The organism is Methylobacter sp. (assembly GCF_004322395.1).
Classification (GTDB): Bacteria; Pseudomonadota; Gammaproteobacteria; order Methylococcales; family Methylomonadaceae; genus Methylobacter_A.
In genome coordinates this window covers 1-26,186 of the sequence record NZ_SCTW01000070.1, presented here as the reverse complement: position 1 = coordinate 26,186, position 26,186 = coordinate 1, and the positions used below count along the sequence as shown (strand labels likewise).

Genomic DNA, 26,186 nt, shown 5'->3' with positions numbered 1-26,186 from the left:
AGAGTATGGATTGCCGATTTTAATTAAACAGCCTCCGCAAGTATTGTGCATTTATTTTTTCAGATAGACACAGCCAAAATAACCTTACCTGATCGCCCGCAATAAATTGCCGCAATAGAGCTCCTTACCGGTTTTTGTCGGCATCCACAGTTGTTTTATTTCAAGTTGATTTGCAGAAAAATATTGCCCGGCAGATGTTGCCAAATCTGCCGGTTCTAATTTGGGTGAGTAGGTGTTAAGAATTAAAAAAGCTCCCTGATTCATCAGTCCGTACGCTGCTTCTATCAAGCCGGACAGGTGATTTTCCAATTTCCATTTTTCGCCTTTGACGCCTAGGCCCCAGGCGGGAGGATCCATGATGATGCCGTCGTATTTATTGCCCCGCTTCAATTCACGCCGGGCAAATTTTAACGCATCCTCAAGCACCCATTTAATGTCGGAAAGGTTACTCGGCAATAGCTCCATGCATTGTTCTACCTCGGTAACTGCTCCTGCACCGCCTAAAGCGCCTACTGTTGGTACTCTACCTCTTGCATCCTTGCAGTCGTTCTGCATCCTTGCAGTCGTACGTTCCTTGTTTTCGTTGGCCCAGGTGATCATTTGTTTAACCGAATCCACATGCACCACTTCCGCCCCACTGTTACGGGCAACCAGCGATGCCGCGCCGGTGTAGGCAAATAAATTCAATACTTTTTGACCGACTTTAACCCGTTCTTTAATAAAACGCCAGTTTGCCTGTTGTTCCGGAAACAGGCCGACATGTTTGAATTTGGTTAGCTTCAAACCCAAATTTAAGTTTCCGTAGGAAATAATCCATTGTTCGGGAGCATGCGGTTTGATGTTAAGCCAACGGCCTTGGGTTGAGGATTGTTCTTCAAATTCCCAATGCGCCATGTCTCGCCAATGGGCAAACGACCATCCCGGTTTAAAATTGGCTTGAAGTTCAGGGCGGATGGTAATGACCTTTCCCCAGCGTTCAAGCTTTTTGCCGTTGCCCGCATCGAGCAGCTCATAATCGGGCCAGGGCTGACCGTATTCGCGTGGAATTTTTTTGTGTGCCATCGACATTTTATTTTAGGTACTGTTTGGTTAACCCTTAGTGACAACTAATTGAAGTTCTAGGATTAGAAGGATTTTTCCTTAATTACTTCATAGTATACTAAATTCATCGCACCGATTTTGACTTCTACACACTCCTTTTCCTTGCTCCGGAAAACTGTCTTTTTGCGGCTATTCGCGTAAAATCGATAGACTTAATTTACCCCATATTCCACTTTTATGCGTTTTCTCCCGCTCTTATTCATATTGTCCCTACCTTTGATTGCACAAGCCGAACAGCTTACCGTTACACCCTACCGGCCCACAGTATCCAATCCGGCGGAATTGTCTGCATTGCAGCATCTGGAAGTTGAATTCGGCGTACAATCGAATCAACCCGGCATGGAAGAGGAGCGTAATAGCCTGCCTTTTTTGCTGAAATATCCATTTGCCGATCAATGGGGATTGTTGGTTGGCGGCGAAGCGTGGATTAAATCCCGTAGCCCGGACGAAACCATTTCCGGCTTTGGCAATACCTCGGTTCTGCTTAAACATTATTATCCGATTAACTCGACGCTGGCTGTCGGTTTTGAAGCGGGGGCGGTCTTGCCGTCAGCGCGTAAGTCACTGGGGCAAGGACGCACCGATTATTTGGGCAATTTGATTGTCAGCCAGGATATTTCCGACTTGCGGATTGATGTCAATGCCGGCGTGACGAGAAAGGGATTTAAGGAAGAGGATCTGGATCGATACAGGTACAATTGGGCGATAGCCGTATCGCATCCGATTGACGAGCGCTGGGGCATCGCTGGCGAGTTTTCCGGCGTTTTAGCTAGACAACAAAAACCGACCAGCCAATTTTTAGCTACTCTAAATTATTTAATGACACCTGAACTGATGTTGGATTTTGGCGGAACGATAGGTATGACCACTATAACCGATGATTATGGCGTTTTCGCCGGGTTTGCTTTGTTAATTGCGCCTTAAAATCTTACCTAAGTAAGGGCATTACTACAGTCTATTCATCGATTCATAGACAAGATTTAACAACATCACTTGGTTGGTAAGCTCAAGCTCATGAAACGAAATTCCATGCGAAAACTTGGGTAGTGAGTTTTTGTTCTTGCTGGGTAACTCTTGAATGCTGCGAATCGTCGCACTGGTATCTATGCGAGCACTCTGACTGGTCGGTTTTATAGGGAACTCGAAAGAAATTAAAGCTTCTGCATTAAGCTCGCCCAGTGCTTTATCGGCAGTTATCGCTGCACCTGTGACACTGATATCGGTAATCACCCCGGCTCCGGCTACGCCATTGATTTGTACCGGTAGATTCACTTTGGCTCTGACGGCGCCTCGTAGCGCTATGGATTTAATATCCGTCGGAAAACTCAGATGCATATAATGGTGCGGGGCTCTAAAGATGGTTTTTATCCTACAAGTCAATGTAAATACATCTACTCCCGATAATATTCGCAGGATAACCGGCTCGTCTACTTTCAGTTGAACGGAAAGTCCGTTCTCAAAAGGTGTCTTTATTATTAAGTACTCTCCATCTGAATAGCCGATGAGTTCCGTATAATAAATGAGCTGCTTGGAGCCATGGTGCAACATCATTTGCAAGCGCGCACCAACTTGCAGATTAATATCCTTAAACGTGATCATATTTTCTCAATTCTTATTATTGTTATTTCTGAACTGATTTTAATATAAACCCAATTGCAACTGAGCCACTTCCGACATCATTTCCCTCGACCAGGGCGGATCAAGTACGATTTCGACATTAACGCTGGCGACGCCGGGCAGTGCGCGAATGCATCTTTCCACGTCACTTTGAATAACCGGCCCCATCCCACAGCCTGGCGCGGTCAAGGTCATCATGATATGGACATCATTCAAACCTTCCTCTGTCGGGGTGACTTTACACTGATAAACCAGACCCAAGTCGACAATGTTGACAGGGATCTCGGGGTCGTAAATCGTTTTCATCACTTCCCAACAGTTTTTTTCAACCGCCTCGGCATCGGTCGCTGATACCAATGTATGCAACTGCTGCGGTTCTTTGCCTAACGCATCGGCATCCGCTCCGGCAATCCGCACCATGTGGCCGTGTTCGGTGACTACGGTATAGTTATCGCCAAGCGCCTGATAAATGGTGACTATTTGCCCCTTGCTTAAGGTTCCGGTGTTACCGTCAGGAATAGTAACAATATTGACATCCCTTGTTAAAACAACGTCTTCTCTTTCAGTCATGATGATTTAATTACAGATAAAAAGTTCGGGCATCGATAGCCTGACCGGTAATGCCTATGCTTTCTGAGCCGAATAAATACAGATAAATGGGAGCCAGTGATTTCATTGCAGGAAATTTGCTTTTATCTTCGGCCGGATAGGCCCGTTTTCTTAATGGAGAATCTATCGGTCCCGGTATCAGCGTATTGACCCGGATTTTGCCGAAAGCTTCATGTTCTTCGGCCAGTATGTTAGCCAAACCCTCCATTGCTATTTTGGAAACGCCGTATGCTCCTGAAAAAGCGGGAGCCTTCCTGGCCGAGGAATCGGACGTGAATACGATGGAGGCATGATCGCTCTTTTGTAATACCGGCAACAAAACTCTGCACAGTAAAAAAGGCGCATTCAGGTTGACGTTTAAGGTATGTCCCCAGTCTTTTGTTTTGTGGGTAGCGATCGGGGAAAAGGCGCTAAACTCTACCGCTGAGTGCAAGATGCCTTGCAAGGAGCCGTATTTTTGTTCAATTTTGTCGGCCAATTCCTGGTATTCGTTTTCATTGGCGCCCGCCAGGTCGAATGGATAAATGATCGGCTCGGGCGCCTTGATTGTCAAAATCGCATCGTAAACCGCTTCCAGTTTAGCGATGTTTTTATCCAACAAAATAATATGCGCACCGTGTTTGGCTAATGCCAAAGCAGCCGTGCTGCCCAGGCCGCCACCGGCACCAGTAATTAAGATGACTTGATTTCTTAGCGGCATGGCAGTGACGACTCCATGGATGGAGGAGGTAGAGTACCAACAGTAGGCGCTTTAGGCGAAGCTTCCGCTCCCTGTTCACGCCCCTTGCCTACATCCATGTAAGCAACGCAGGGAGCAGTTACCGTGGCTATCCAGGTTGAAATTTGATCGGGAGACTCGATTAACGCATCAGCCCCCCACATTTCCGGCGTATCGCCGGGGTTAATGTAGCCGTAAAGTGCCGCCAGTGTTTTCATTTGCGCATTCTTCCCGGCGACAATGTCATGCTGCGCGTCGCCAATATAAACGCATTCCTGCGGATCGACATCCGCCTGCTTGCAGGCTGCCAGCATCGGTTCCGGATGGGGCTTAGAGTTAGCGGTGGTATCGCCGCTGACGATACAGGCGGCACGTTCGGTCAGCTTCAAGGCGTCCATTAGCGGGTTGGTAAAGCGTTCGCGTTTATTGGTGACCACGCCCCATTTTAGCCCTTGGGCTTCAATCGCAGCCAGCGTATCGACCATGCCGGAGAAAAAAACCGTATGTTCGGCAATATTGTTCTGATAGAGGGCGAGCATGGTTTCCAGAATATCCGCCTTTAACCGGTCGTTAATTGAAGGCTGGCTCGCATTTATCATCGCCGTAGCGCCATACGAAATAAACGGTTTGATAATTTCAGGCGCAACAATGTCGAAGCCGTGAACGTTTAGCGCCCGGTTCAAGCATGAAATTAAATCCGGAGCGGTATCGACCAGAGTACCGTCGAGGTCGAATAATACACAGGATAATTTGAAATCGGCAGGCATGTTTTACGCGGAACGCTTAAAAGCAGCGATGTAATTGACGTCAATGTCTTTGCCAAGGCTGAAGTGTTTGGTGAACGGGTTGTATTCGATCCCTACCATACCCTGCAATTCAAGACCTGCCGCGCGCGCTGACTGGCATAGCTCGGAAGGCTTGATGAAGGTTTTAAAATCATGCGTGCCTTTAGGCAACATTTGCAGGACATACTCCGCTGCAAAAATAGCCAGCAAATACGCTTTGGGTTTACGGTTGAGCGTCGAAAAAAACACCATGCCGCCGGGTTTAACCATTTTGGCGCACGCGGAGATTATCGAGCCGGGATCAGGTACATGTTCGAGCATTTCCATGCAGGTCACATGATCGAAGCTTTCCGGCTGTTGCTCGGCCAAGTCTTCGGCGCTGATTTTTTGATAATGCGCATTAACGCCGGACTCAAGCCCGTGCAAATCGGCGATGTCGATCAGGTCTTCACTCAGGTCGATACCCAGTGCATCAGCGCCCTGTTTAGCCAAGCCCTCGGTTAAAATGCCGCCGCCGCAGCCGACATCAACGAAACGGGAACCTTCGATATCCGCATAACGCCGGATAAATTGGATACGTAGCGGGTTAATATCATGCAGGGTTTTGAATTCGCCCTGAGTATCCCACCAGCGTTCCGCCATCGAGCCGAATTTATGGATTTCGTGTGGGTGTACATTGTTTGTTGCTGTCATCGTGCTAACCATAATTTGAGGTTTATATAGTTTACTTTATTACTAGGTTATTAGTCATGTGTTGTTCTGCCACGGGCTGTTTTTCTACAACTTGGATTACTATCATTATATCAGTAGAACTTTTATCCCTTAATTTCCGTGGCAAATTTTAATACTGGAAGTTAGCCTTTGACAGATAAGTTATCTTCACTTAACGAAAGTAATCGCTATTTTTACGATAAGTTAACCGATTTTTATATATGGAACCTTACAGAGAATGAGTTTTATATATTGATGCAGTTTGTTGAAGTGGAGGAGCGCTTATTGATTGGATTATTCTAAATGTAGTCCTATACGAAGCCGTTGGCGCTCGGCATGATGCGCATTGGTTTAACTTTGGGCGCTTTCGAGAGTCTTCGGTTCTTTGCTCCGGGGCTTTTTACCCATAGCATCGCAGGGCTTCACGGCGGGCAAGAAAAATAAGAGAACGATCAACAGAAAGTTGGTAAGTCCGACAGGCTCCTAGATTCATGAGATAGTCCATTTTAGTTTGCTGTTTACCATAACGCCCAATAGCCTGTCGATATAACATAAACGGCAAGTAATAAGTTCGTTGTCATGTGCGCAACCACCGAGTCCAGTAACTCACCTCGCCGGTAGAGTGCAAAAGCAAAAAAAAGCCCTGCCACGGTCCCGGCAAACCAATCGCCATGCAATAGGCCGAAAAGTAAAGACGAGACTAAAAAAGAAAGCCAAGTAAATTGCCCCGGTTTAACGGATTCAAACTGAGTATTCACCAGCTTTGCTATTAAATAGCCACGGAACGCAAGCTCCTCAATAATAGGGACGGTAATCGTTGCACCCAAAAACCGAAATAATAACCAAGTACCGGCAAGAACGGGTGAGACGCTAAAAAGTTCTGTTGCAAACTGCTGATTGGCATCGGCAGATGTCGGAACCAGCATTATCCAGATAATAAACACAAGAAAGCCGATGGCAATCGATGTGCCGGTTATGTTCTTTAAATACACTCGGTAATGTTTTCGAAACAGCCACAGCGTAACGATAGCCAGAATAACCCGTAGCGGATAAAGCCAATCGAATCCTGTTGTCATAGCGGATGTCATTAACAGAGCGGCTAACAGAATGACAAAAGGAGCGAGTAGCGGGGCTGCGTATGATGTTTCTGCGTGTGATAAGGCGTCGGGTATAATTTGCTTGCTATTGAACAAGGGCATTTTTTGGCAAAGCAAAACCAGTCCTACGCCTATGATGACAAAAGTAATCCAGCCTGCATTGGAATGAAATCCACCTGCGGCGATTTCCGGGGAAAATGATGAGCCAATAGCAATCAAGACTACAATCCGTAACGCATTCAGTAGCCAGATGGCCATAATACCTAGAGGGAATAAAACATAGACCTGAGGGAAACGCAGTTCCTTACGCGTCACCCAAATGTAGATACTTAAAAATACCACAATCAAGCCTATTCCTTCATAACCCGAACATTCCGGAGAGATTAAGACCTGGAAAGACGGTGTGCCCAATAATTTTTCAGATACATCATAAACAACCTCGGGGTAGACCATTCTCAACGAGTAAAAAGAGAGCCAAAAAGTTAAATTCGCAAGCGGTTGCCAAGCCTGCTGTGAGACCTGACCCAAAATCCAAATCAGCCCTCCCGCTACAACTGAGGCCAGCAGTGTCTTATGTTGTTGGTGTATAAATTGCCGCCAGCATGATGGCGAAGTCATAGAAAATAACACCGATACCAATGCGCAGATACCCGTTAACAACCAGCCGACAATGGCTAAATTAACCCGCACCGTATCAATAAGCGCACTTTTGGGAATGCTCTCGAATAAAATAACCGTCAGCCAATAAAATATGAATATCAAGGCTACATGAGCAAAAAGCCAATTCAACCAGGCTGAGTGTTGAATAGATTGCGTTAATGGCGAGAAAGTCATTTTAAGCCTGGATATGGAAAAAATTACGAAAGCGCCGGCAATGCCAATACTAAATCTAAGAAATTCCCCGGAATAACCTAGCAAGTTTAAAAGCGGGTACGATGAGCCTTCAAATGATTGAGTATCAAAGCGCACCGTTAACAACGTTAGTTCCACACCTATTAAAAGGATCAGAAAGAGGCTTCTTTGAACAAGCAACCCTTTTGATGGCAGGTGGAGGAGGGCATCAAGTTTCAGCATATTGGAGAGTTAAACTTAAGTGGAAACTCGAAGAGAAAAGACGGGCATGCGATGAGGGAGGCGATGGGTTTTTACCATCGCCTCCCTTAAGCGGTAGAAATTATTTACGACGGCGTTCAGAAATCAGAGCAACGAGGCCGGTCAATAAACCTATACCTAATACGGCGCTGTCGATGCCGATTTCTGGAGCACTTACTCTATCTGGTGCTGTTTGTGCATTTGCAAAAAGACTTGTTAAAGCCAGCGATAAAAAAAGCGTAGTTTGAATGAGTGTTTTCATGGTTATTCCTTAGTGATTAAAATGAATAAAATATTATATTGAAAAATTAACTGCTATTTATAGTCACGGCAAATCAATCTAGGCTCAATTTCAGCTCTGTCAGTCTAGTACAAGCTGTAATTCCTTTAGCATCGATAATAGCGTACTGCTATAAAACCAAAATTTCCCATCAATTTGCAGTATTATCTTACAAGCAATAGTTGTTCCAATTATTTAACTTATTGAATATAAATATGATTTAATTATTTTGGGTTTGTTATTTTAAATAAAGTGTAAAGTTTTTAGACATAATTTATAGGGATGTCTGGTCTGAAAAATTAATTAGATGGTGAAATCATCTCATTCACAGAACTGACCGTTGTAGCACCCACGGGCATAAAGAGCGACCGGCCCGGCCGCCTCATTCGGAAATATCAAATCCAATGATTTTTTGGTTAAGTGAGCATTAAGTCTTTATCGGCAACCATCGAGGGCTTTAGGCTATCGCTGGGGTTCTTGTTCAAAAGACAGTAAGCAATCTTTGCCAAGAAGAAAGTCTACGGCACAATGGAATAAAATTTAATTTTCAGGAAATGTTGCGCCGATTCCAAGTTTAAACGGGCTGATTATATAAACAACTTCAAAAATAAAGGCCTCTGTGTGAGGATTGGGTTATCGGCAAGTAGCCTATTATACGAACACACTTTATAATAAGCGGCTGACCGCATTGGGTTGGCGGATGTTTTCCGCAATCGCAATGGCTTTCGGCTTGATCATCCTCAACGTAACAGATTGAAACAGGAATCCTTAATGTCACAGAAAATTTCAGATGTAGTAAAACCCGGTGTTGTAACTGGCGATGACGTACAAAAAATCTTTGCAATTTGCAAAGCAAACAACTTCGCATTGCCCGCGGTAAATGTCATTAACACTGATTCGATTAATGCAGCGTTGGAAGCGGCCGCGAAAGTAAAATCGGCTATCGTTATCCAGTTTTCTAACGGCGGTGCAGCATTTATTGCCGGTAAAGGCCTTAAAGCGGAAGGCCAAACTCCTGCTATTTTAGGCGCTATCTCCGGTGCTAAGCATGTACACAATGTGGCTGAAGCTTATGGCGTACCTGTCATTCTGCATACCGACCACGCGGCTAAAAAACTGCTGCCTTGGATTGACGGATTGCTGGATGCCGGCGAAAAGCATTTCGCAGAAACCGGCAAGCCATTATTCAGCTCGCACATGCTGGATTTGTCTGAAGAAAGCTTGAAAGAAAACATTGAAATTTGCGGCCAATATCTGGCGCGTATGTCCAAAATGGGCATGACTTTGGAAATCGAATTAGGCTGCACCGGCGGTGAAGAAGACGGCGTCGACAACAGCGATATGGATCATTCAATGCTGTACACCCAACCGGAAGATGTGGCTTACGCTTATGAAGAGTTAAGCAAAATTAGCCCGCGTTTCACTATTGCTGCTTCATTCGGCAACGTTCACGGCGTTTATAAACCAGGCAACGTTAAATTGACGCCAAGCATTTTGGCTAACTCACAAAAACACGTTTCTGAAAAATTCGGCGTTCCGGCAAACACTCTGAACTTTGTATTCCACGGCGGTTCAGGCTCCAGCGCAGAAGAAATCAAAGAATCAATCAGCTACGGCGTAATCAAAATGAACATCGATACCGATACCCAATGGGCAACTTGGGAAGGCATCATGAATTACTACAAACAAAACGAAGGTTATTTGCAAGGCCAAATCGGCAACCCTGACGGTGACGACAAGCCAAACAAAAAATACTACGATCCGCGCGTTTGGCAACGTGCCGGTGAAGTCGGTATGGTGACTCGTTTGGAACAGGCTTTCCAGGAATTGAATGCAGTTAATAGCCTATAAATCGATTAGCTGAGTAAAAGGCCGGTGCATTTGCATCGGCCTTTTTTTTGTCTGTCGGATAGTAATGGTAAATGCTTAAATTATTATGAATCAGATTGTTGCCAAATTTATCTGAGTGAAATAAACGCGCATTGCACCTTCATGATCTCTTATTTTTTTGAAAATAATATTTGTAAGTATTTGATTAACAATTTGTAATAAAAATAAGGCTGATTTAAGGGGATCTGCCTGATAAAAAACCTTAGATTGCTTATGTTATTGTATTAAACTGGGCTGCAATACCAGAGAAATAGGATTTTTTGGTTTTTATCAATATTTACAGTTTCAAAAACTTATGAATGAACTGAATGAATCCTCCACTAAGCCCGCAAAATATATCGTAGGTATCGGCGCTTCGGCAGGCGGGTTAGAGGCAATCGAAGCATTTTTTAAGAAAATGCCGGCTAATTCAGGGTTGGCGTTTGTGGTGGTGCAGCATCTGTCGCCGGATTACAAAAGTTTGATGGTTGAACTGTTATCCAAACATACCGAAATGCCGGTCAATCGCATCGAAGACGGCGTTTTGGTCAAAGAAAACAATATCTATCTGTTGCCACCGCGCAAAAACCTCAGTTCGTTTCATGGCCGCTTGTTATTAACAGAGCAGGATCATTCGGAAGGCCTCAATTTGCCTATCGACATATTTTTCCGTTCGCTTGCGGAAGATATGGGCGAATATGCTATCAGTGTCGTGCTGTCCGGTACCGGCAGCGACGGTACGCGCGGCATTCGTGCGATTAAGGAGCGCGGCGGCATGGTCATGGTGCAGGATGATGAAACGGCCAAGTTTGACGGTATGCCAAAAAATGCGATTGCGACCGGCTTGGCGGATTTTATTTTACCGCCCGATGAAATGCCCAAACAATTGCTGTCTTTTGTCAAACACCCCTATGCGTCTGCCCCTGAAAACGGCGGGTTTCAAGGCGATGACAGCGATTTGACACGCATTTTTTTGATGTTGCGCGAGAAGAGCAAGGTTGATTTCACCTATTACAAGCCAACGACCGTATTGCGCCGTATCGAACGTCGGGTGACGATCAATCAGTTGCAGGATTTAAGCGAATATGTGCGCTTTCTGCAAAATAATCCGAATGAAGTGGCGACCTTGTTTCAGGAACTGCTGATTGGCGTCACCTGTTTTTTTCGCGACGAGTTGGCGTTTGACGAGTTGCGCGATAAATGGTTGGGAAACCTTATTGAAAATTTACAGGACGATGAAATCAGGCTTTGGGTGGCGGCATGTTCGACCGGCGAAGAAGCCTATTCATTAGCCATGTTGCTGGCGGAATACCGGGAGCATACCGGCGAACATTTCAGGGTCAAAATCTTTGCTACCGACGTTGATCATAAGGCTGTCGAAAAAGCCAGCAATGGTATTTATCCCGCCAGTATTGCTGCGGATGTGCCGCCTGAGTTATTAAGCAAATATTTTATACGCCGTGAAGATAATTATCAGGTTAGCCAGAAAATCCGGGAAATGGTGGTGTTTGCGCAACACAATCTGATTAAAGATCCGCCCTTTACCAATATTCATTTATTAAGCTGCCGTAACGTGCTGATTTATCTGCAATCCATATTGCAACGTAAGATTTTGGCGTTATTCAATTTTTCCCTGGTCAAGGAAGGCATTTTAATGTTGGGCGCCAGCGAATCTGTCGGCGAAATGGTCGATTACTTCGATCTGGTCGGGCCTAAATGGAAAATTTATCGTTCCAAAGGCAAATATAATTCAGGTATCGGTTTGGGTATTGCGGATCCTGCGCCTTTTACCAAAGGGCCTTTTCATAACTCGGCACCTGCATCCGTTAACCGTTCCAATCTTGCTTATTATGCGGATGATCGGGTGCTCGACCGATTTGTGAGGGGCTTGGCAGATGATTTATTGCCCTTTACGCTGATTGTTAATGAACACGCGGAAGTTACGCATGTATTTGGCGATGCCAAGGATTATCTTGCTTATCCCAGCGGTAAACTGGTGCAGGATGTTACTAAAATCGTCAAAAAAGACCTGTCCATCCCTATTGCTACCGCTATTAAACGTGCGTTAAGCAGCCGTGACGACATTATTTTGTCCAATATTCGTATTCGTGAAGCTCAGGATGTGCGTTCTTTGAGTTTACGAGTTAAATGTTTACCCGGAAAAAAAGGCCAGGATCCGTTATTAGCTATTTTCATCAGCGAAACCGTTAAAAAAGATGTCTTGAGTGAGTCGGAGTCGTTGACATTTGACGTTAACCAAGAAGCAGAACTACGCATCAGCGATCTGGAGCATGAACTGCAATTTACCCGGGAAAACCTGCAAGCCACGGTTGAAGAGCTGGAAACCTCCAATGAAGAATTACAGGCAACCAACGAAGAATTGCTTGCCAGTAATGAAGAGCTGCAAAGCACTAATGAAGAGCTGCAATCGGTTAACGAGGAACTTTATACCGTCAATGCCGAATATCAAGGCAAAATTACTGAATTAACCTTGCTCAATAATGATCTGGACAACCTGTTTAATAGCACTCAAATCGCTACGCTGTTTTTGGATGAAAACCTGGATATTCGCCGCTTTACGCCAAAATTACAGTCCATATTCCATATCATGGCGCATGATATAGACCGCCCCTATAGTCATTTATCGCATCGTATCGTTGATATTAGCCTGGGCGAGCTGATTAATTCAGTTATGCTCAATCATCAAACCATTGCTAAAGAGGTGCAAATAGAAGCAGGAAATTGGTTTTTGTTGCGTATCTCGCCTTATGCCATCTCAGATAATGTGTACGCAGGCGTTATCTTGACCTTTGTCGATATTGACCAGCTTAAGAAAACCCAATTTGAATTGCAACAGCGCGAACAGGAAGAAACGCGACGTTTAGCAACTATGGTGCTCTATTCGCATGATGCAATTACTCTGCAAACGCTGGATGGACAAATTCTGACTTGGAACCGTGGTGCGGAAGAGCTGTATGGGTGGACTGAAGCAGAAGCCTTACAGATGAATTTTACGATGCTCATACCCGAAACCGAAATAGCCAATGACCAACAGATACGGATGAAGTTGAAAAACGGTACTCCGGTTCCTGAATTTGAAACCAAGCGTATTGCAAAAAACGGCACTGTTTTTACTGTCTGGGTGACGGTTTCAGTGCTATATACTGAAAACCACCATCGCGAATTGATTACTTTTACCGAAAGAGATATACGTTCCAGACAATCGACGGCAAATAATAGTTGTATAAGCTGTATGCAACGTTTAACGACGATTGTAATGGATGGCGAACAAGATGCTATCATTTTACTGGATACTCAAGGCAATATCATGGACTGGAATCAACGTGCGGGAAAACTGTATGGCTGGAAAGAGCAGGAGAAGATCAATATTAACATCACCGATCTGGTTCCGGCGCAGGAACAGGCATTAACTCGCGATAAAATTCAGGCACTCGTTAGCGGTGAGGCAACGCAACAAAATTTAAAGGTGCAATGCTTAACCAAGGATGGACATGAAATCACGGTACGCTTGTCCGCTTCAGTGTTGGATAATCATAGCGGTGAAGTCGTGATGATTGTTGTTACTGAGTGTCATCAGGACTAAGTTCCGTATCCGTAATGAGGTTAAAGGGGAGTTGATGAGACATAAAAATACCTCATATTACAATATCTTAAGAGAAAAGGCTGAATCCCTGATTGCCATGCAAGAGGAAGATATTGTTCTGTTCGATCAAAGTGAAAATGCCAAGATTTTTCATGAGTTAACAGTACACCAGGTTGAGCTGGAAATGCAGAATGAACAGCTCAGAATGGCCCAAGCCGAATTACTGGTCGCGCAAAGAAACGCAAGCCAGTTTTTTGATCGTGCTCCTGTGGGCTATTTGATCCTGAACAGCAAAGCTCAAATATTGCAGAGCAATCGCACCATTCATGAATGGCTTAATTATCATGCCGGTGAATTTGAGAACGATAAATATTTTGTGCATTTTATCCATCATGAAGACTTGATAATTTTCAATGCTCGGTACCAGGCATTTTTTAAACGCCCTGAAAATAAACGCATTGAATTGCGTTTAAACAGGTATAGGCTTCCTCCTTTATTGGTAGAACTCAGCGGACGTTTGGTTAAGCCTCATGTCCTTCAGGCAAATGCACCCGAAGAGCCCTATCTGTTAGTCAATGTCGTTGACATCAGTTCCCATAAACAATTGGAAGACGAATTGAGATTGGCCGCCAAGGTGTTTGAAAACAGTGATGAAGGTATTTTGATTACCGATCATCAGTTGCGCATTGTTAAGGTCAACCCTGCTTTCACTGCTGTCACCGGTTACGATGCCGATGAGGTGATCGGCAAATCACCGACTATTTTAAAATCCTATAAACATTCCCCCGAGTTTTACCGGCAGATGTGGAATAAGATCAACCGTGAAGGAGGCTGGCAAGGTGAAATTTGGAACCGGCGCAAGAACGGTGATTTTTATCTCGAATGTTTGAGCATTAATGCCATTAACGATCAATTTGGCAAGGTAACTCATTTTATTGGCATATTTTCGGATATTACCCGCCGTAAACAAACGGAGGAGCAAATTGAAATTATGGCGCATTACGATGCGCTGACCGCTCTGCCGAACCGGGTGTTGTTTAATGAGCGTTTAAAGCACAGCATTGTACGGGCTACCCGGCATAAGCAGTGGGTTTCGGTATTATTTCTGGATCTTGACCGTTTTAAAACCCTGAACGATACATTGGGGCATTTTATAGGGGACTTATTGCTGCAAGGGGTTGCCAAGCGCCTTCAAAATTGCGTACGCGAAAGCGATACCGTGTCGCGTTTTGGGGGCGATGAATTCATGATAGTGCTGTCAGACTTTGAAGACGAGCAATCCGTCACCTTGCATACTGCCGAAATTGCCCAAAAGATTTTGTCTGAATTATCCAAAGCGTTTGATTTATCAGGCAACAAATTTATGACCACGACCAGTGTTGGCATCGCTTTTTTCCCTAAGGACGGACACTCGGTCGCCGAATTAATGAAAAATGCGGATACAGCGATGTACCATGCCAAAGAACAGGGGCGCAATAATTACCAATGTTATTCCGATAACATGCGTGAACAGGCCTTGACACGCAGTACCCTGGAAAATGATTTACGTTCAGTGCTAGAAAACCAGGAATTAGTGTTGTATTACCAACCTATTGTTAATTTGCAAACTTCCGAAATTGTGAGTTTTGAAGCTTTGATTCGTTGGCGACATCCTAAACGCGGGCTTATTCCGCCTGATCTATTTATACCGATTGCGGAAGAGACAGGTTTGATTATCGGCATTGGCGAGTGGGTACTGCATAGTGCGTGTCAGCAGTTAAAGCGATGGCATGAGGCTGGAAGAAGCAACTTGAAAATGTCGGTTAATTTATCGGCGCGACAGTTTATGCAACATGATCTGGTTGAAGTGGTTAAGCATGCTTTGAATTTGTACGCTTTAGAGCCTCAATATTTGGAGTTGGAAATTACCGAAACCGTCATCATGAAAAACATGAATCAAACTATCAAGATGCTTAAAGGCTTGCAGCATCTTGGTGTTAGTATTTCATTGGATGATTTTGGTACGGGTTATTCCTCGTTGACTTATCTTAAGCAGTTCCCGGTTAATATGTTAAAAATAGATCGTTCTTTTATAAGAGATATTCTGGAAATGAATGACGATAAGGTGATTGTTAATTCCATTATTGCAATCGCGCAACACATGGGTATTAAAATTATCACTGAAGGGATTGAGCATGCAGGGCAGATAGGCTATCTAAAAAATCAAGGTTGCCAATTCGGTCAGGGCTATTTCTTTGCGATGCCTTGCGTCGCGGAAGAATGCCTGTTTACAGTCGAAAATTTTGGCTGAAAGTAAAAAGCTATAATTTTAAAGGCTCTTAATGGACTTCAGGCTTTAGAATTTGTCGGACTTATTAGTTTTAACTCAATATTCGGCTGTTATAAGGCCAGTTTCCCAGATTGCACCTCTCTATATGCGTTGGTAAAGCGCGAAAATCCAAGCAGCGCTAAAATGCGCGTTTACACGGCATTTAGTGCCCCATTCATCCTATTAAAATAGATTGATAGCCTCAATGAGCGGAGCATTTTTTCGGGGGGCGATTTAGTTCGTTGCATTTATGAGCTGAATCTGAGTAAGAATCTACAGATTAACCCGCTCCCTGAAATTAAACATGACGGCAATAGAGCAACTCTCAAGCCCATTCATAGGCAACCCTTTGCCGCTTTAGAGTGTCAATTTTATGGCATCGAGTATTTTTAAATTAAAAAATATTAATCAATGCATTGATTAATATTGTTTTTAAGTGAAATGGCACAGGCTTCGCATTAGCTATTGTAACGTAATAGTTTCAATCCATTGGGAAGCGGCCATGATCGAAAATTCAGCAAACTTAGCGATTATCAACAATAACACTTTTGAAGCAACCAAGGCAGTCAACCTCCATCATTACGATATAAGCAGCGCGTTACAAACAACTTTAGAATTTAATGAGCTGATCGCGATTTTTAGTAATAAAATCGCAAACATGGTCCCTCATAGCGCCTATGTTTATATCAATACGGAATTTGGATTGGAAATAAAAAGCGGCGTTTTTACAAGGCATTCTTGTAATTACGCGCTTAAAGTTGAACAACAACAATTGGGAGAATTAAAACTGATGCGCAACCATAGATTCAGCGATGCTGATCTCCAGTTGCTGGAAGCGCTGCTTTGTTGCTTAATTTATCCGCTGAAGAATGCAACTTTATTTCATCAGGCCTTAAAAATGGCTTATACGGATCCACTCACCCAAACTCATAATAGGACGTCTTTTAATGACTCCATTAAACGGGAAATGAGCCTTGCTAATCGCACCGCCAAAAAATTATCGCTTATTTTCTTTGATATCGATCATTTTAAAGCCATCAACGATAAATATGGCCATGATTGCGGCGACATCACGCTGGCTTTTAGTGCAAAAAAGATCAAAGAAAGTCTAAGGGACAGTGATATTGTTTTCCGCTATGGCGGCGAAGAATTCGTAATTTTATTAAGTGACACAGATGCCAATGGTGCAGAATTGCTGGCAGAACGAATTCGCTCTTCAATTCAACATCACACAATAGCTTACGGCATGGAAACTATTAAAGTCACAGCAAGCCTTGGGGTTAGCACTTTACGCGACAATGATACTACCGAGTCTTTCATCCAACGTGCAGATAAAGCCATGTATACGGCCAAAAACAAGGGCAGAAATCAAGTTGTCTTCGCTAAATAAATCAACGGCAGTCGGATCGCTTGGAGCGCCTACTGTTGGTACACCGAACTCTTGTGCCTTCAGGTCAATTCAGCCTATTTCCCTGACTTATGTTGCTTAAACTCGGGTTTGGCATTAATTACCGGTTTATCGCTTTCCATGCCTGCAAATTCAAATAGCAATTCCAGTTCTTTTTCAGACAATTCATAAAACGAATGGGTTTTCAACCTCTCCGGCAGCACCACAGGCCCATACCGCACCCGCATTAAACGGCTGACGACGACTTCCTGAGATTCCCATAAACGTCTTACCAGTCTATTGCGGCCTTCGGTAACGGTAACGTTGTACCATTTATTGGCGCCTTCACCGCCGAAAAATTTAATATCGTCAAACTTGGCTTTGCCGTCTTCCAGTTCCACACCCTGCTTGAGCTTTGCTAAGGTGGCCTCTGAAACCTCGCCCAAAATACGCACAGCATATTCACGCTCCATTTGGGTTGACGGATGCATTAAGCGATTGGCCAGTTCGCCATTATTGGTGACTAATAATAATCCCGAGGTATTGATATCCAGACGGCCAACGGCTATCCAGCGGCTGACGGCCAGCTTCGGCAATTGCGTGAATATCACCGGACGCCCTTCCGGGTCGCGGCGCGTGACCACTTCACCGACAGGTTTATGGTAAAGCAGCACTCGGGTGGGTTGCTCGACAAATTTTTCCCAATGAACAACCCGGTTATTGATTTGTAAATGATCCCCGGCTTTTAATCGGTCGCCTAAGCCGACAGGTTTGCCGTTAATCTTTAATCTTCCCTCATCTATCCAGCGTTCAATTTCCCGCCGGGAACCGACGCCTCCGCGCGCCAGCACCTTTTGGATACGTTCACCATCGGTTGACTGATCGGCGTCAAATTTCCTTGTTTGCAAAGCAGGCGATTTAGCCGCTTTGTTGTCAGTCTGCTGCTTCGAGGGTCGGCTCGATTTTGCCAAGTTGCTCGGCTGCTTCGTCAAGCTGTTCGATGATTTCGGCGATTTGTTCGGTGGTTTCTTGCTCTTCACTCTTTACCTGCATGGTTTGTTGCATTGCATCTAACGTTGAATCAAGCTGCTGAATCTCTTGCAATGTCGGCAGCTCGTCTAATGATGTAATATTAAAATAGTCCAAAAACTGTTTGGTCGTACCGTATAAAGCGGGTCTGCCCGGTACTTCCTTGTGCGCCACCACTCTAATCCACTCGCGTTCCAGTAGTGTATGGATAATGCTTGAGCTGACTCCAACACCGCGAATATCCTCAATTTCTCCGCGTGTTGCCGGTTGGCGATAGGCAATAATGGCCAGCGTCTCCAATAATGCACGGGAATATCGTGGCGGCTTTTCTTCAAACAACCGTGATACCCAGCGCGACAGCTCCCGCCTGACCTGAAAACGGTAGCCGCTGGCGACCCGCTTTAATTCAACCGGCCTGAACCGGTAATCCTCCTTGATTGACTCAAGGGCATCCTCAATGTCCTGTAGGTTCGGCTGCTCGATTTCAGGAAAAACCTGTTGCAGCTGTTTACTGGTCATCGGCCGGTTGGCGGCAAATAAAATTGCTTCAACTACACGTTTAATTTCCACGTTAATTTCACGCTGTTCGGTTAAGGGGGGCTTATCCTGAGCATTGTCGAGGGGTGATGACGAAGGCTCAGCTATCGGTGACGGGGGCGGCGATTCTGACTCGTAATTCGGCAAAGGGTTCTGACTGGATAATATCGATGAGTCGTTCCTTGCTGAGTTCGAGGATTGCCAGAAACGAGACAACGACTCCGTGTCGACCTTCTTTTCGGATAAATAGCTGAGAGAAAAGGAGATTATCCGCTCCTTTAAGGTTTTCCAAAATGGTTGACATTCGTTCACGGACAGATAAGGGCTCTTTGGTTATTTGATGGTGACTGAGTTGCTCGACTCGTTTAAGCACATCCTGAAATGCCAGCAGCATTTCTTTTAGCTGAACATCAGGCAAGATTTTTTCACAATTTCTAAGCGCCGAGACATCGATGCCGACTTCAAATATATCACGTTCGACTCTGGGCAGCTGGTCAATATCTTCAGCCGCATTTTTAATCTGCTCATACTCCTGCAACCGGCGGATCAGCGTTGCCCTTGGGTCTTCCTCGTCTTCTTCGGCATCAGGCTGCCTGGGCAACAGCATTCTGGACTTGATTTCCGCTAACAGGGCAGCCATTACCAGGTATTCCGCCGCTAGTTCCAGATTCAGCACACCCATTATTTGGATGTAAGCGATGTATTGATGAGTAATCTGGGCTATCGGTATGTTTACAATATCCAGATTTTGCCTGCGGATCAAATACAGCAATAAATCCAACGGTCCTTCAAAAGTGTCCAGCAGCACTTCCAGTGCATCCGGCGGAATATAAAGATCATCCGGCAGCTTATTGAAAGGCGCGCCGTTAACCATTGCTAACGCTGGCGATTCATCCAATATCTCGGCGGTATCCTGATGCATATCAATAGTTGCCGTCATCGACTAATTAATCGTTCTACAACCCGGCAATTGAAGAAAACACTTTCTGCGCGACAAATAGGGGGTATTCTAAAAGCACATTCAACACTTTAAAATATAAAAGCGCTAATAAAATATAAAAACCATAGGGTTCCAAACGATTGTATTGCCACGCCCAATAACTGGGCAAAATGCCCGTCAAAACCCGACTGCCGTCCAGCGGCGGAACCGGCAATAAGTTAATTAACGCCAAAGACAGATTTATTGAGATGCCTGCAAATCCTGTATAAATCAAAGGCAACGAAATAGCTTCAGCACTTACACCGATAGTAATACCTAAACGAATGATTAATGCCCAACCGACAGCCATTAATAAATTGGCAACGGGGCCGGCCAGCGCGACTATGGCCATATCATGCCTGGGATTTTTAAAATTTCGCGGATCGACAGGTACAGGTTTTGCCCAGCCAAAAATAAACCCCGTGCCCGTCATTAGTAATATCCCTGGAAGAATAATGGTTCCAATCAAATCGATATGTTTAATCGGGTTCAAGGTTAATCTGCCCAATGCCGAGGCGGTATTATCGCCATATTTTTTTGCAACCCAACCATGCGCCACTTCATGCACGGTAATTGCAAAAATTACCGGCAATATCCAGACTACTATGCGTTGCATCAGCGTCAATTCATCCATCATGCCGGTATGCTCCTCGTCTATCTAACATTGGCGCAAGGCCCTTGCCCTGCCTGATTATCTCAGCACCGTTGCCGGAAAATCCGATAATAGTCGTTTGTTCTGACTCAATAATGCCGGCGTCAATCACTAAATCCAGCTCATGCTCAAGTTTATTCCTAATCTCATAAGGATCGGTCAATGCCTCTTCTTCTCCCGGCAGCATCAGCGTGGAACTAAACAAGGGTTCACCCAACTCCTGAACCAGCAGTTGGGCGACGGGATGATCGGGTATGCGTATACCTACCGTTTTTTTCTTGGGGTGCTGCAACCGGCGAGGCACTTCACGCGTAGCGTCCAAAATAAAAGTGAAAGCTCCCGGCGTTAACGCTTTAATCAGCCGGAAAGCATCATTGCCGATTTTGGTAAACATGGATACTTGAGCCAGATCTTTGCACACCAGGGTGAAATTGTGTTTATCGTCCAGCTGTCTGATGCGGCGTATTTTATCCAATGCCTGCTTATCGCCTATATGGCAGGCAATTGCATAAGAAGAATCAGTCGGATAAACGATAACACCACCTTTCCGGATTATTTCTACGGCTCGATGTATCAAGCGCAGCTGCGGGCTCTCCGGGTGTATTTCAAAAAATTGAGCCATTGCCTTTATTGAGTGTTAAATAGTGGAATATGCAGTAATTATACCGCACATCCGCGTAAGCTTGCAGTTGAAAACCGTATAGCCGTCAAACAGCATCGAAAATTTCATGCTGAAAAGGCTGTACATTCTGAAAAAATAATAACTTTCAGGCTGCTGATCGTTGATTGATGATTTAGCCCGGACGTAACGCTATGATTTTTGGTAAAAGTAACCAAGGCCTCTATCGATAACGACAAGCTATTCCTGTGAAGAAGGTTAAAAATACTTCTTTGAATAGAATAGTCGTTTTTAATAAAGCGGATGACGAGTCGAACAAAATGAAATTGGAATTTAGCGGAAGATGAAAATATAAAATGGCAATATGTTTTCGAAAAATTGGAATGCACACGGTTTGGATTACGCTTTTTATAAATGCCTATTTCCGGGCTACCCATAAAAGAGCGGGAAGTGTTTTTAGCGCGCAATTACTGCTTCTATGAGGTTTATCGTTATTTTTACAGCCTCGACATTACATAAAAAACATGCCCGCCAATCTGCCTGACAATTTTCCCGGAACGGCTTGGCTTGGTGCCGGTGTTCCAGCTATCGGAGTTTTGCACTATTGAATCTTTGCCGCGCATAACCGATTGAGCTAACGCCGTATAATGGGCCATCAGATTGCGCGGCGGGGTTAATCTCGATACGCCGGACAACTTGCATATGGTCTTGCCGGTACGCTTGGCCCGATTAACCGTAGCCTGTCCTACAGCAATAGCCCCTTCTATAGACTCGCCTCGCGATTCCGCGAAAATAATTTTGGCCAGGCAGCCTTCTTCATTTGCTTGCGCTGATAGTGGGATTAAGAATGCTATCGTTAGAATTAAACTGGTCATGGCGTAATTCCTCTGAGTTAGTTTTATTAATCCCATGTGAACTCCTGGGTCTTGGGTTCGCTCGGGCATTTTTTCAACTGAGTTGGATGTTAGAGTTTTTGCAATAACAAAGGAATAGGTGCGAATGCTTATATATCCGGGCTTTTTTCTTTGCTGTAATTTGGCAATATTAATTAACAACTACAGCCGATAAACACACAGCAATATATTTAAATAATATTCTTCACTTTTCGCGGGTGATTGGCGGAGCTAACACGCCGGAATAATTTCTTAATTTCTAGGTAGTTTACGATATACCAATATCTGGCCGTTTACCTTACTGTGCGCCCTTTGACGTATTTGAGCTCAGCTCAAGAACTATGAAACGGAAAATTGACCTCATGACACAAAAAGAACTGACCAAACAAGCTTTTAAGCTCTACGACAACATTAGAATTCAAAGTTATGAAACTCGGGAGCGTCCGGAATATAGGGAGCGTTTACATTCTGTGGGACTTCGAGCATTTTACAGATATAAACGACGACTTAAAGCTGAACAAAGTCAAGAACATGTGATCGAAGCTTCCCGTTGGGGCTTCTAAGGGCTGCCTGTAAAAGAGCTTTCAGCTTTTTCCACATCCGGCGCCCGATTTTCTAGTTTAGTAAATTTATTCTCAATTTAAAAACAACGAGATAGCCATGGTTACTGGTCAATGTAGACGCTCTTTACCGGAAACTTGTTTACACCCTCTTGCCCTATAGTTGTATCGGTCAACAGTGACTAACCGCTCAGGGTCGATAGCACCAGTTCGCAATCGAGTGCTATCGGCGGTTGAGTCAAAACCCCGCAAACAAAATCTCCAGTGGTGACACTTAATCCGCTTACCCTTTATAACATGGCGAGCTCATAATGACTGTCATCACTTCTTTAATGATAATCAGGCAATAATCGGTTGATTGTTTTCACCATAATCGGAAGCTTTACGTTCTGACACAGCCTGGGCTAAAACCAGCCATTGACGGAGTGGTTTATTAAGATTGATAATCAATCGATTGCTTCATATTCGTATAAAAGAAAAACCTTTGTCATTAAATGACCAAAATAATTCTATCTTCACTATGCCAATAGAAACCTCGGTTGAAAACCAATCAGGGGGTAGTTTGGATGCCGCATTACCCGCGTTGCATGACATATTACATGGGCTTCAGACGGTTATCGATCAAACCGGCTCCTACATTTTTACAAAGGATACCGCCGGACGTTACACCTATGTGAATCAGAAGGTCCAAGATCTTTTCGGCACTTCCTATCAAAACATTGTGGGCAAAGATGACAGTCATTTCTTTGATCTGGAACAAATTAACGAATTGACGGTTAATGATCGTCGCGTTATCGACTTTGGAGAAACGATAGAGCGAGAGGAAAGGAATGCTCTCAAGCCCAGTGGAGAAGAGCGAATTTATTGGACGGCCAAGAAACCCATTCGCAATGATCAAGGCCAGATTATTGGTTTATGTGGAATTTCTACCGACATCACTGCGCACAAACGAATTGAAGAAGAATTGCAGACATTAAAGTCGAGATTGGAATTCCTGCTCAACTCCACTCCTGCGGTAATTTATTCCGCCCGTGCCTATGGCGATTATGGGGTGACTTTTATTAGCGAAAATGTAACTTCGCAACTCGGTTATCAACCCAATGAGCTCACCGAAGATTCATCGTTCTGGGTTAGCCGTATTCACCCGGATGATTTGACAATGGTACATGAAGGAATGAGGCATCTGCTGGAATCGGGTTTTCACAAATTCGATTGCCGTTTTCAGCACAAAGATGGCAGCTTCCGCTGGATGCTTGGCGAGTCGGTGTTGATTCGTAACAGTAGTGGGCAATCCCATGAATTCGTTGGCTATTGGCTTGATATCACCGCACAGAAAGTAGCAGAAGAAAACCAGCGTATAAGTGCCAAGTATTTAAAACGAATCCTCGACAATCTTTTTTGCTATGTTGGTTTACTGGATCCCGATGGAATAATCCAGGAAATGAACGATGCACCGCTACGCCAGTCCGGAATTAAGCGTGAAGATGTCCTCGGTCAATATTTCTACGATGGGCCGTGGTGGGCTTACGACGAAACAGTACGAACTCGATTGTTGAAGGCAATCGAAGCCGCCAATCAGGGGGAGACAATCCGCTATGAGGAAGTAGTAAAAATGGGTGAAGATATTGTCCCCATCGACTTCCAAATTTCTCCTGTTCACGATGAGAGCGGTAAGATTGTCGGCCTGCTGCCAACCGCGGTGGATATTTCCGCCCGTAAGAAGGCAGAGGCAATATCAAAACATCACAAAGTGGTCATTGATAGGGCTCGTGACGGCTTCTGGGTAGCAGATTTGGAGGGTAATCTGCTGGAAGCCAACCAAGCTTATGCGGACATGTCGGGATACTCAATCAAAGAACTGGAAACGATGCACATCAGCAATCTTGAGGCGATGGAAGACCCCTCCGACGTGCAAGTCCATATCGATAGGGTGCTCGCCCAAGGCTTTGACTTGTTTAATACACGCCATCGGCGTAAAGATGGAACATTCATTGATGTTGAAGTATCCGTAAACTACATGGCGGAATCGCAGCAGTTTTTTGCTTTTTTCAGAGACATTACCGAGCGCCAGAAAACACAGCTGGAAGTCTCGCGCTTGTTATCTCGCCAGCACGCCATCCTGGATGGGGCAAATTATTCCATCATCGCTACCGATCACGATGGGCTCATTACAGACTTCAACGCGGCCGCCGAGCGGATGCTTGGCTATAGCGCAGATGAAATGATCGGCAAACAGACCCCTGAAATTATTCACGATAAGAAAGAAGTGGTCATACATGCGGAGAAGTTATCGAAAGAACTAGGGTATCTAGTTAAGCCCGGTTTTGAAGTGTTTGTCGCAAAAGCCAAACTGGGAACGGTCGAAGAATGTGAATGGACTTACATATGCAAGGACGGGAAACGTATCTCTGTGCTGCTTTCCCTTACCGCGATATTCGACGAGGAAAAACGTATCGTTGGCTTTATGGGCATAGCCAGCGACATTACCGAACGCAAAAAAGCCGAAGAAGCGCTGCATATCGCAGCTACTACATTCGAGACCCATGAAGCTATCATGATTACTAGCGCAGATGGCGCGATCATTCGTGTCAACCGCGCATTTGAAAGCATCACGGGATACGGCGAAGAAGAAGTGATCGGTAAGAATCCCCGCATTCTGAAGTCTGGGCGTCATGAAAAAACTTTCTATGCCGATTTGTGGCAAAGGTTGCAGACTACAGGTTCTTGGAATGGCGAAATGTGGGACAGGCACAAAAGCGGAAATATTTATCCGAAACAACTGACTATTACCGCAGTTAAAACTGCCGATGGAGAAACGACCCAGTATGTTGCGATGTTCGCCGATATATCCAAACGCAAAAAAACTGAGGAAGAGATTTACAATCTGGCGTTTTACGATCCACTGACAGGACTTCCCAACCGGCGGTTGATTCTTGATCGACTCAGTGTTGCAGTTTCAGCATCAGGCCGAAGCAAGCAATACGGAGCATTGCTATTCCTCGATCTGGACAATTTCAAAACATTAAATGATACGATGGGACATGAAGCTGGTGATAAGTTACTGATCGAAGTTACTAATCGCCTCAAGTTCTGTGTGCGAGAGACGGATACTGTGGCTCGTTTCGGTGGAGATGAGTTTCTGGTACTGATCGAAAACATCAGTACGGAGGCGAACGATGCTTCACAAAATGTCGCTCGAGTCGCCGAGAAGATACGCGCAACTCTAGTTACACCTTATTACATAAAGGACAACACACACTACAGTTCACCCAGCATCGGTGTGCGTCTCTTTTGCGGTAATGAGATATCGGTACATGAACTGATTAAGCACTCCGATATCGCGATGTATCAAGCCAAGAATGCCGGACGCAATAAAGTCAGGTTCTTTGATCCGGAATTGCAGCAATCGGTCGAAACACGTGCCGCGCTTGAATCGGATTTACGCCGCGCAATCACCGAACAGCAACTGTTTTTGTACTATCAAATACAGTTAGACCACGATCTGCGTCAAACCGGAGCAGAGGCATTGATACGCTGGAAACATCCCGACCGCGGTATGGTACCTCCAGCAAAATTTATTTCCGTCGCTGAAGAAAGTTCGCTGATTCTGGATATTGGCAATTGGATACTCGATACTGCTTGTCAGCAGATTGCCAAGTGGGGTAATAGCGAGCAAACCAGCAATATTGTTCTTGCAGTCAATATCAGTGCAAAGCAGTTCATGCAAATAGACTTCGTG

21 protein-coding genes are annotated in these 26,186 nt (G+C 44.7%); 7 read left to right on the top strand and 14 right to left on the bottom strand.

The window, feature by feature from the left end; translation table 11 throughout:
- Nucleotides 1-84 precede the first annotated feature (84 nt).
- A complete protein-coding gene (locus EPO18_RS10375; RefSeq protein WP_292433292.1) occupies nucleotides 85-1,062 on the bottom strand; it encodes a class I SAM-dependent methyltransferase in 978 nt (325 codons plus the stop codon).
- 243 nt (nucleotides 1,063-1,305) lie between these two features.
- Here EPO18_RS10375 and EPO18_RS10370 point away from each other — a divergent pair, with 243 nt between their 5' ends.
- Nucleotides 1,306-2,025, top strand: a complete 720-nt coding sequence (locus EPO18_RS10370) for a transporter (RefSeq protein ID WP_292433291.1) — start codon at nucleotides 1,306-1,308, stop codon at nucleotides 2,023-2,025.
- 24 nt (nucleotides 2,026-2,049) lie between these two features.
- Here EPO18_RS10370 and EPO18_RS10365 read toward each other — a convergent pair whose 3' ends face one another.
- From EPO18_RS10365 to EPO18_RS10335, 7 genes are all read right to left on the bottom strand, one after another.
- Nucleotides 2,050-2,700, bottom strand: coding sequence for a flagellar brake protein (locus EPO18_RS10365; protein WP_292433290.1), 651 nt, complete (start codon nucleotides 2,698-2,700; stop codon nucleotides 2,050-2,052).
- Nucleotides 2,701-2,739: 39 nt separating this feature from the next.
- The gene (sufT, locus tag EPO18_RS10360; protein ID WP_292433289.1) at nucleotides 2,740-3,288 is read right to left on the bottom strand and encodes a putative Fe-S cluster assembly protein SufT; all 549 of its coding nucleotides are present in this window, start codon (nucleotides 3,286-3,288) and stop codon (nucleotides 2,740-2,742) included.
- A gap of 10 nt (nucleotides 3,289-3,298) precedes the next feature.
- A complete protein-coding gene (locus EPO18_RS10355; protein WP_292433288.1) occupies nucleotides 3,299-4,027 on the bottom strand; it encodes an SDR family NAD(P)-dependent oxidoreductase in 729 nt (242 codons plus the stop codon).
- A complete protein-coding gene (locus tag EPO18_RS10350; RefSeq protein WP_363331495.1) occupies nucleotides 4,018-4,812 on the bottom strand; it encodes an HAD family hydrolase in 795 nt (264 codons plus the stop codon). Before EPO18_RS10350 ends, EPO18_RS10355 begins: the two co-directional genes overlap by 10 nt.
- A 3-nt stretch (nucleotides 4,813-4,815) precedes the next feature.
- Entirely contained in the window at nucleotides 4,816-5,523 is a 708-nt protein-coding gene (gene ubiG, locus EPO18_RS10345; RefSeq protein ID WP_292433287.1) for a bifunctional 2-polyprenyl-6-hydroxyphenol methylase/3-demethylubiquinol 3-O-methyltransferase UbiG, read from the bottom strand.
- A 536-nt stretch (nucleotides 5,524-6,059) separates the two neighbouring features.
- Nucleotides 6,060-7,712 (bottom strand): exosortase E/protease, VPEID-CTERM system, encoded by a 1,653-nt coding sequence (xrtE, locus tag EPO18_RS10340; RefSeq protein WP_292433286.1) that lies wholly within the window; start codon nucleotides 7,710-7,712, stop codon nucleotides 6,060-6,062.
- Nucleotides 7,713-7,812: 100 nt separating this feature from the next.
- Nucleotides 7,813-7,992 (bottom strand): hypothetical protein, encoded by a 180-nt coding sequence (locus EPO18_RS10335; RefSeq protein ID WP_292433285.1) that lies wholly within the window; start codon nucleotides 7,990-7,992, stop codon nucleotides 7,813-7,815.
- Between the two features lie 789 nt (nucleotides 7,993-8,781).
- On the opposite strand from EPO18_RS10335, the gene fbaA reads away from it, so the two are divergent.
- From fbaA to EPO18_RS10315, 4 genes are all read left to right on the top strand, one after another.
- Complete coding sequence (gene fbaA, locus EPO18_RS10330) at nucleotides 8,782-9,861, top strand: class II fructose-bisphosphate aldolase (RefSeq protein WP_292433284.1); 1,080 nt, start codon at nucleotides 8,782-8,784, stop codon at nucleotides 9,859-9,861.
- A gap of 334 nt (nucleotides 9,862-10,195) precedes the next feature.
- On the top strand, nucleotides 10,196-13,483 hold the full coding sequence (locus EPO18_RS10325; RefSeq protein WP_292433283.1) for a chemotaxis protein CheB: 3,288 nt from the start codon (nucleotides 10,196-10,198) through the stop codon (nucleotides 13,481-13,483).
- A gap of 34 nt (nucleotides 13,484-13,517) precedes the next feature.
- Nucleotides 13,518-15,773 carry a sensor domain-containing protein gene (locus tag EPO18_RS10320; protein ID WP_292433282.1) on the top strand — a complete coding sequence of 752 codons (2,256 nt, stop codon included), beginning with the start codon at nucleotides 13,518-13,520 and terminating at the stop codon, nucleotides 15,771-15,773.
- A gap of 520 nt (nucleotides 15,774-16,293) precedes the next feature.
- Complete coding sequence (locus EPO18_RS10315; RefSeq protein WP_292433281.1) at nucleotides 16,294-17,181, top strand: GGDEF domain-containing protein; 888 nt, start codon at nucleotides 16,294-16,296, stop codon at nucleotides 17,179-17,181.
- Between the two features lie 74 nt (nucleotides 17,182-17,255).
- Here the strand turns inward: EPO18_RS10315 and rluB are convergent, their stop codons facing one another.
- From rluB to EPO18_RS10285, 6 genes are all read right to left on the bottom strand, one after another.
- A complete protein-coding gene (rluB, locus tag EPO18_RS10310) occupies nucleotides 17,256-18,086 on the bottom strand; it encodes a 23S rRNA pseudouridine(2605) synthase RluB (protein WP_292433316.1) in 831 nt (276 codons plus the stop codon).
- A 25-nt stretch (nucleotides 18,087-18,111) separates the two neighbouring features.
- Nucleotides 18,112-18,777 carry an SMC-Scp complex subunit ScpB gene (scpB, locus tag EPO18_RS10305; protein WP_292433280.1) on the bottom strand — a complete coding sequence of 222 codons (666 nt, stop codon included), beginning with the start codon at nucleotides 18,775-18,777 and terminating at the stop codon, nucleotides 18,112-18,114.
- A gap of 67 nt (nucleotides 18,778-18,844) precedes the next feature.
- Nucleotides 18,845-19,684, bottom strand: coding sequence for a segregation and condensation protein A (locus EPO18_RS10300; RefSeq protein WP_472850888.1), 840 nt, complete (start codon nucleotides 19,682-19,684; stop codon nucleotides 18,845-18,847).
- A 16-nt stretch (nucleotides 19,685-19,700) separates the two neighbouring features.
- Nucleotides 19,701-20,360 (bottom strand): site-2 protease family protein, encoded by a 660-nt coding sequence (locus tag EPO18_RS10295; RefSeq protein WP_292433279.1) that lies wholly within the window; start codon nucleotides 20,358-20,360, stop codon nucleotides 19,701-19,703.
- Nucleotides 20,350-20,997 (bottom strand): L-threonylcarbamoyladenylate synthase, encoded by a 648-nt coding sequence (locus EPO18_RS10290; RefSeq protein WP_292433278.1) that lies wholly within the window; start codon nucleotides 20,995-20,997, stop codon nucleotides 20,350-20,352. Before EPO18_RS10290 ends, EPO18_RS10295 begins: the two co-directional genes overlap by 11 nt.
- Nucleotides 20,998-21,491: 494 nt before the next feature.
- The gene (locus EPO18_RS10285; protein WP_292433277.1) at nucleotides 21,492-21,869 is read right to left on the bottom strand and encodes a hypothetical protein; all 378 of its coding nucleotides are present in this window, start codon (nucleotides 21,867-21,869) and stop codon (nucleotides 21,492-21,494) included.
- Nucleotides 21,870-22,249: 380 nt separating this feature from the next.
- Between EPO18_RS10285 and EPO18_RS10280 the strand changes: the two genes are divergently transcribed.
- Entirely contained in the window at nucleotides 22,250-22,450 is a 201-nt protein-coding gene (locus EPO18_RS10280) for a hypothetical protein (RefSeq protein WP_292433276.1), read from the top strand.
- 481 nt (nucleotides 22,451-22,931) lie between these two features.
- On the top strand, nucleotides 22,932-26,186 hold a 3,255-nt coding region (locus EPO18_RS10275; RefSeq protein ID WP_292433275.1), incomplete at its 3' end, for a PAS domain S-box protein.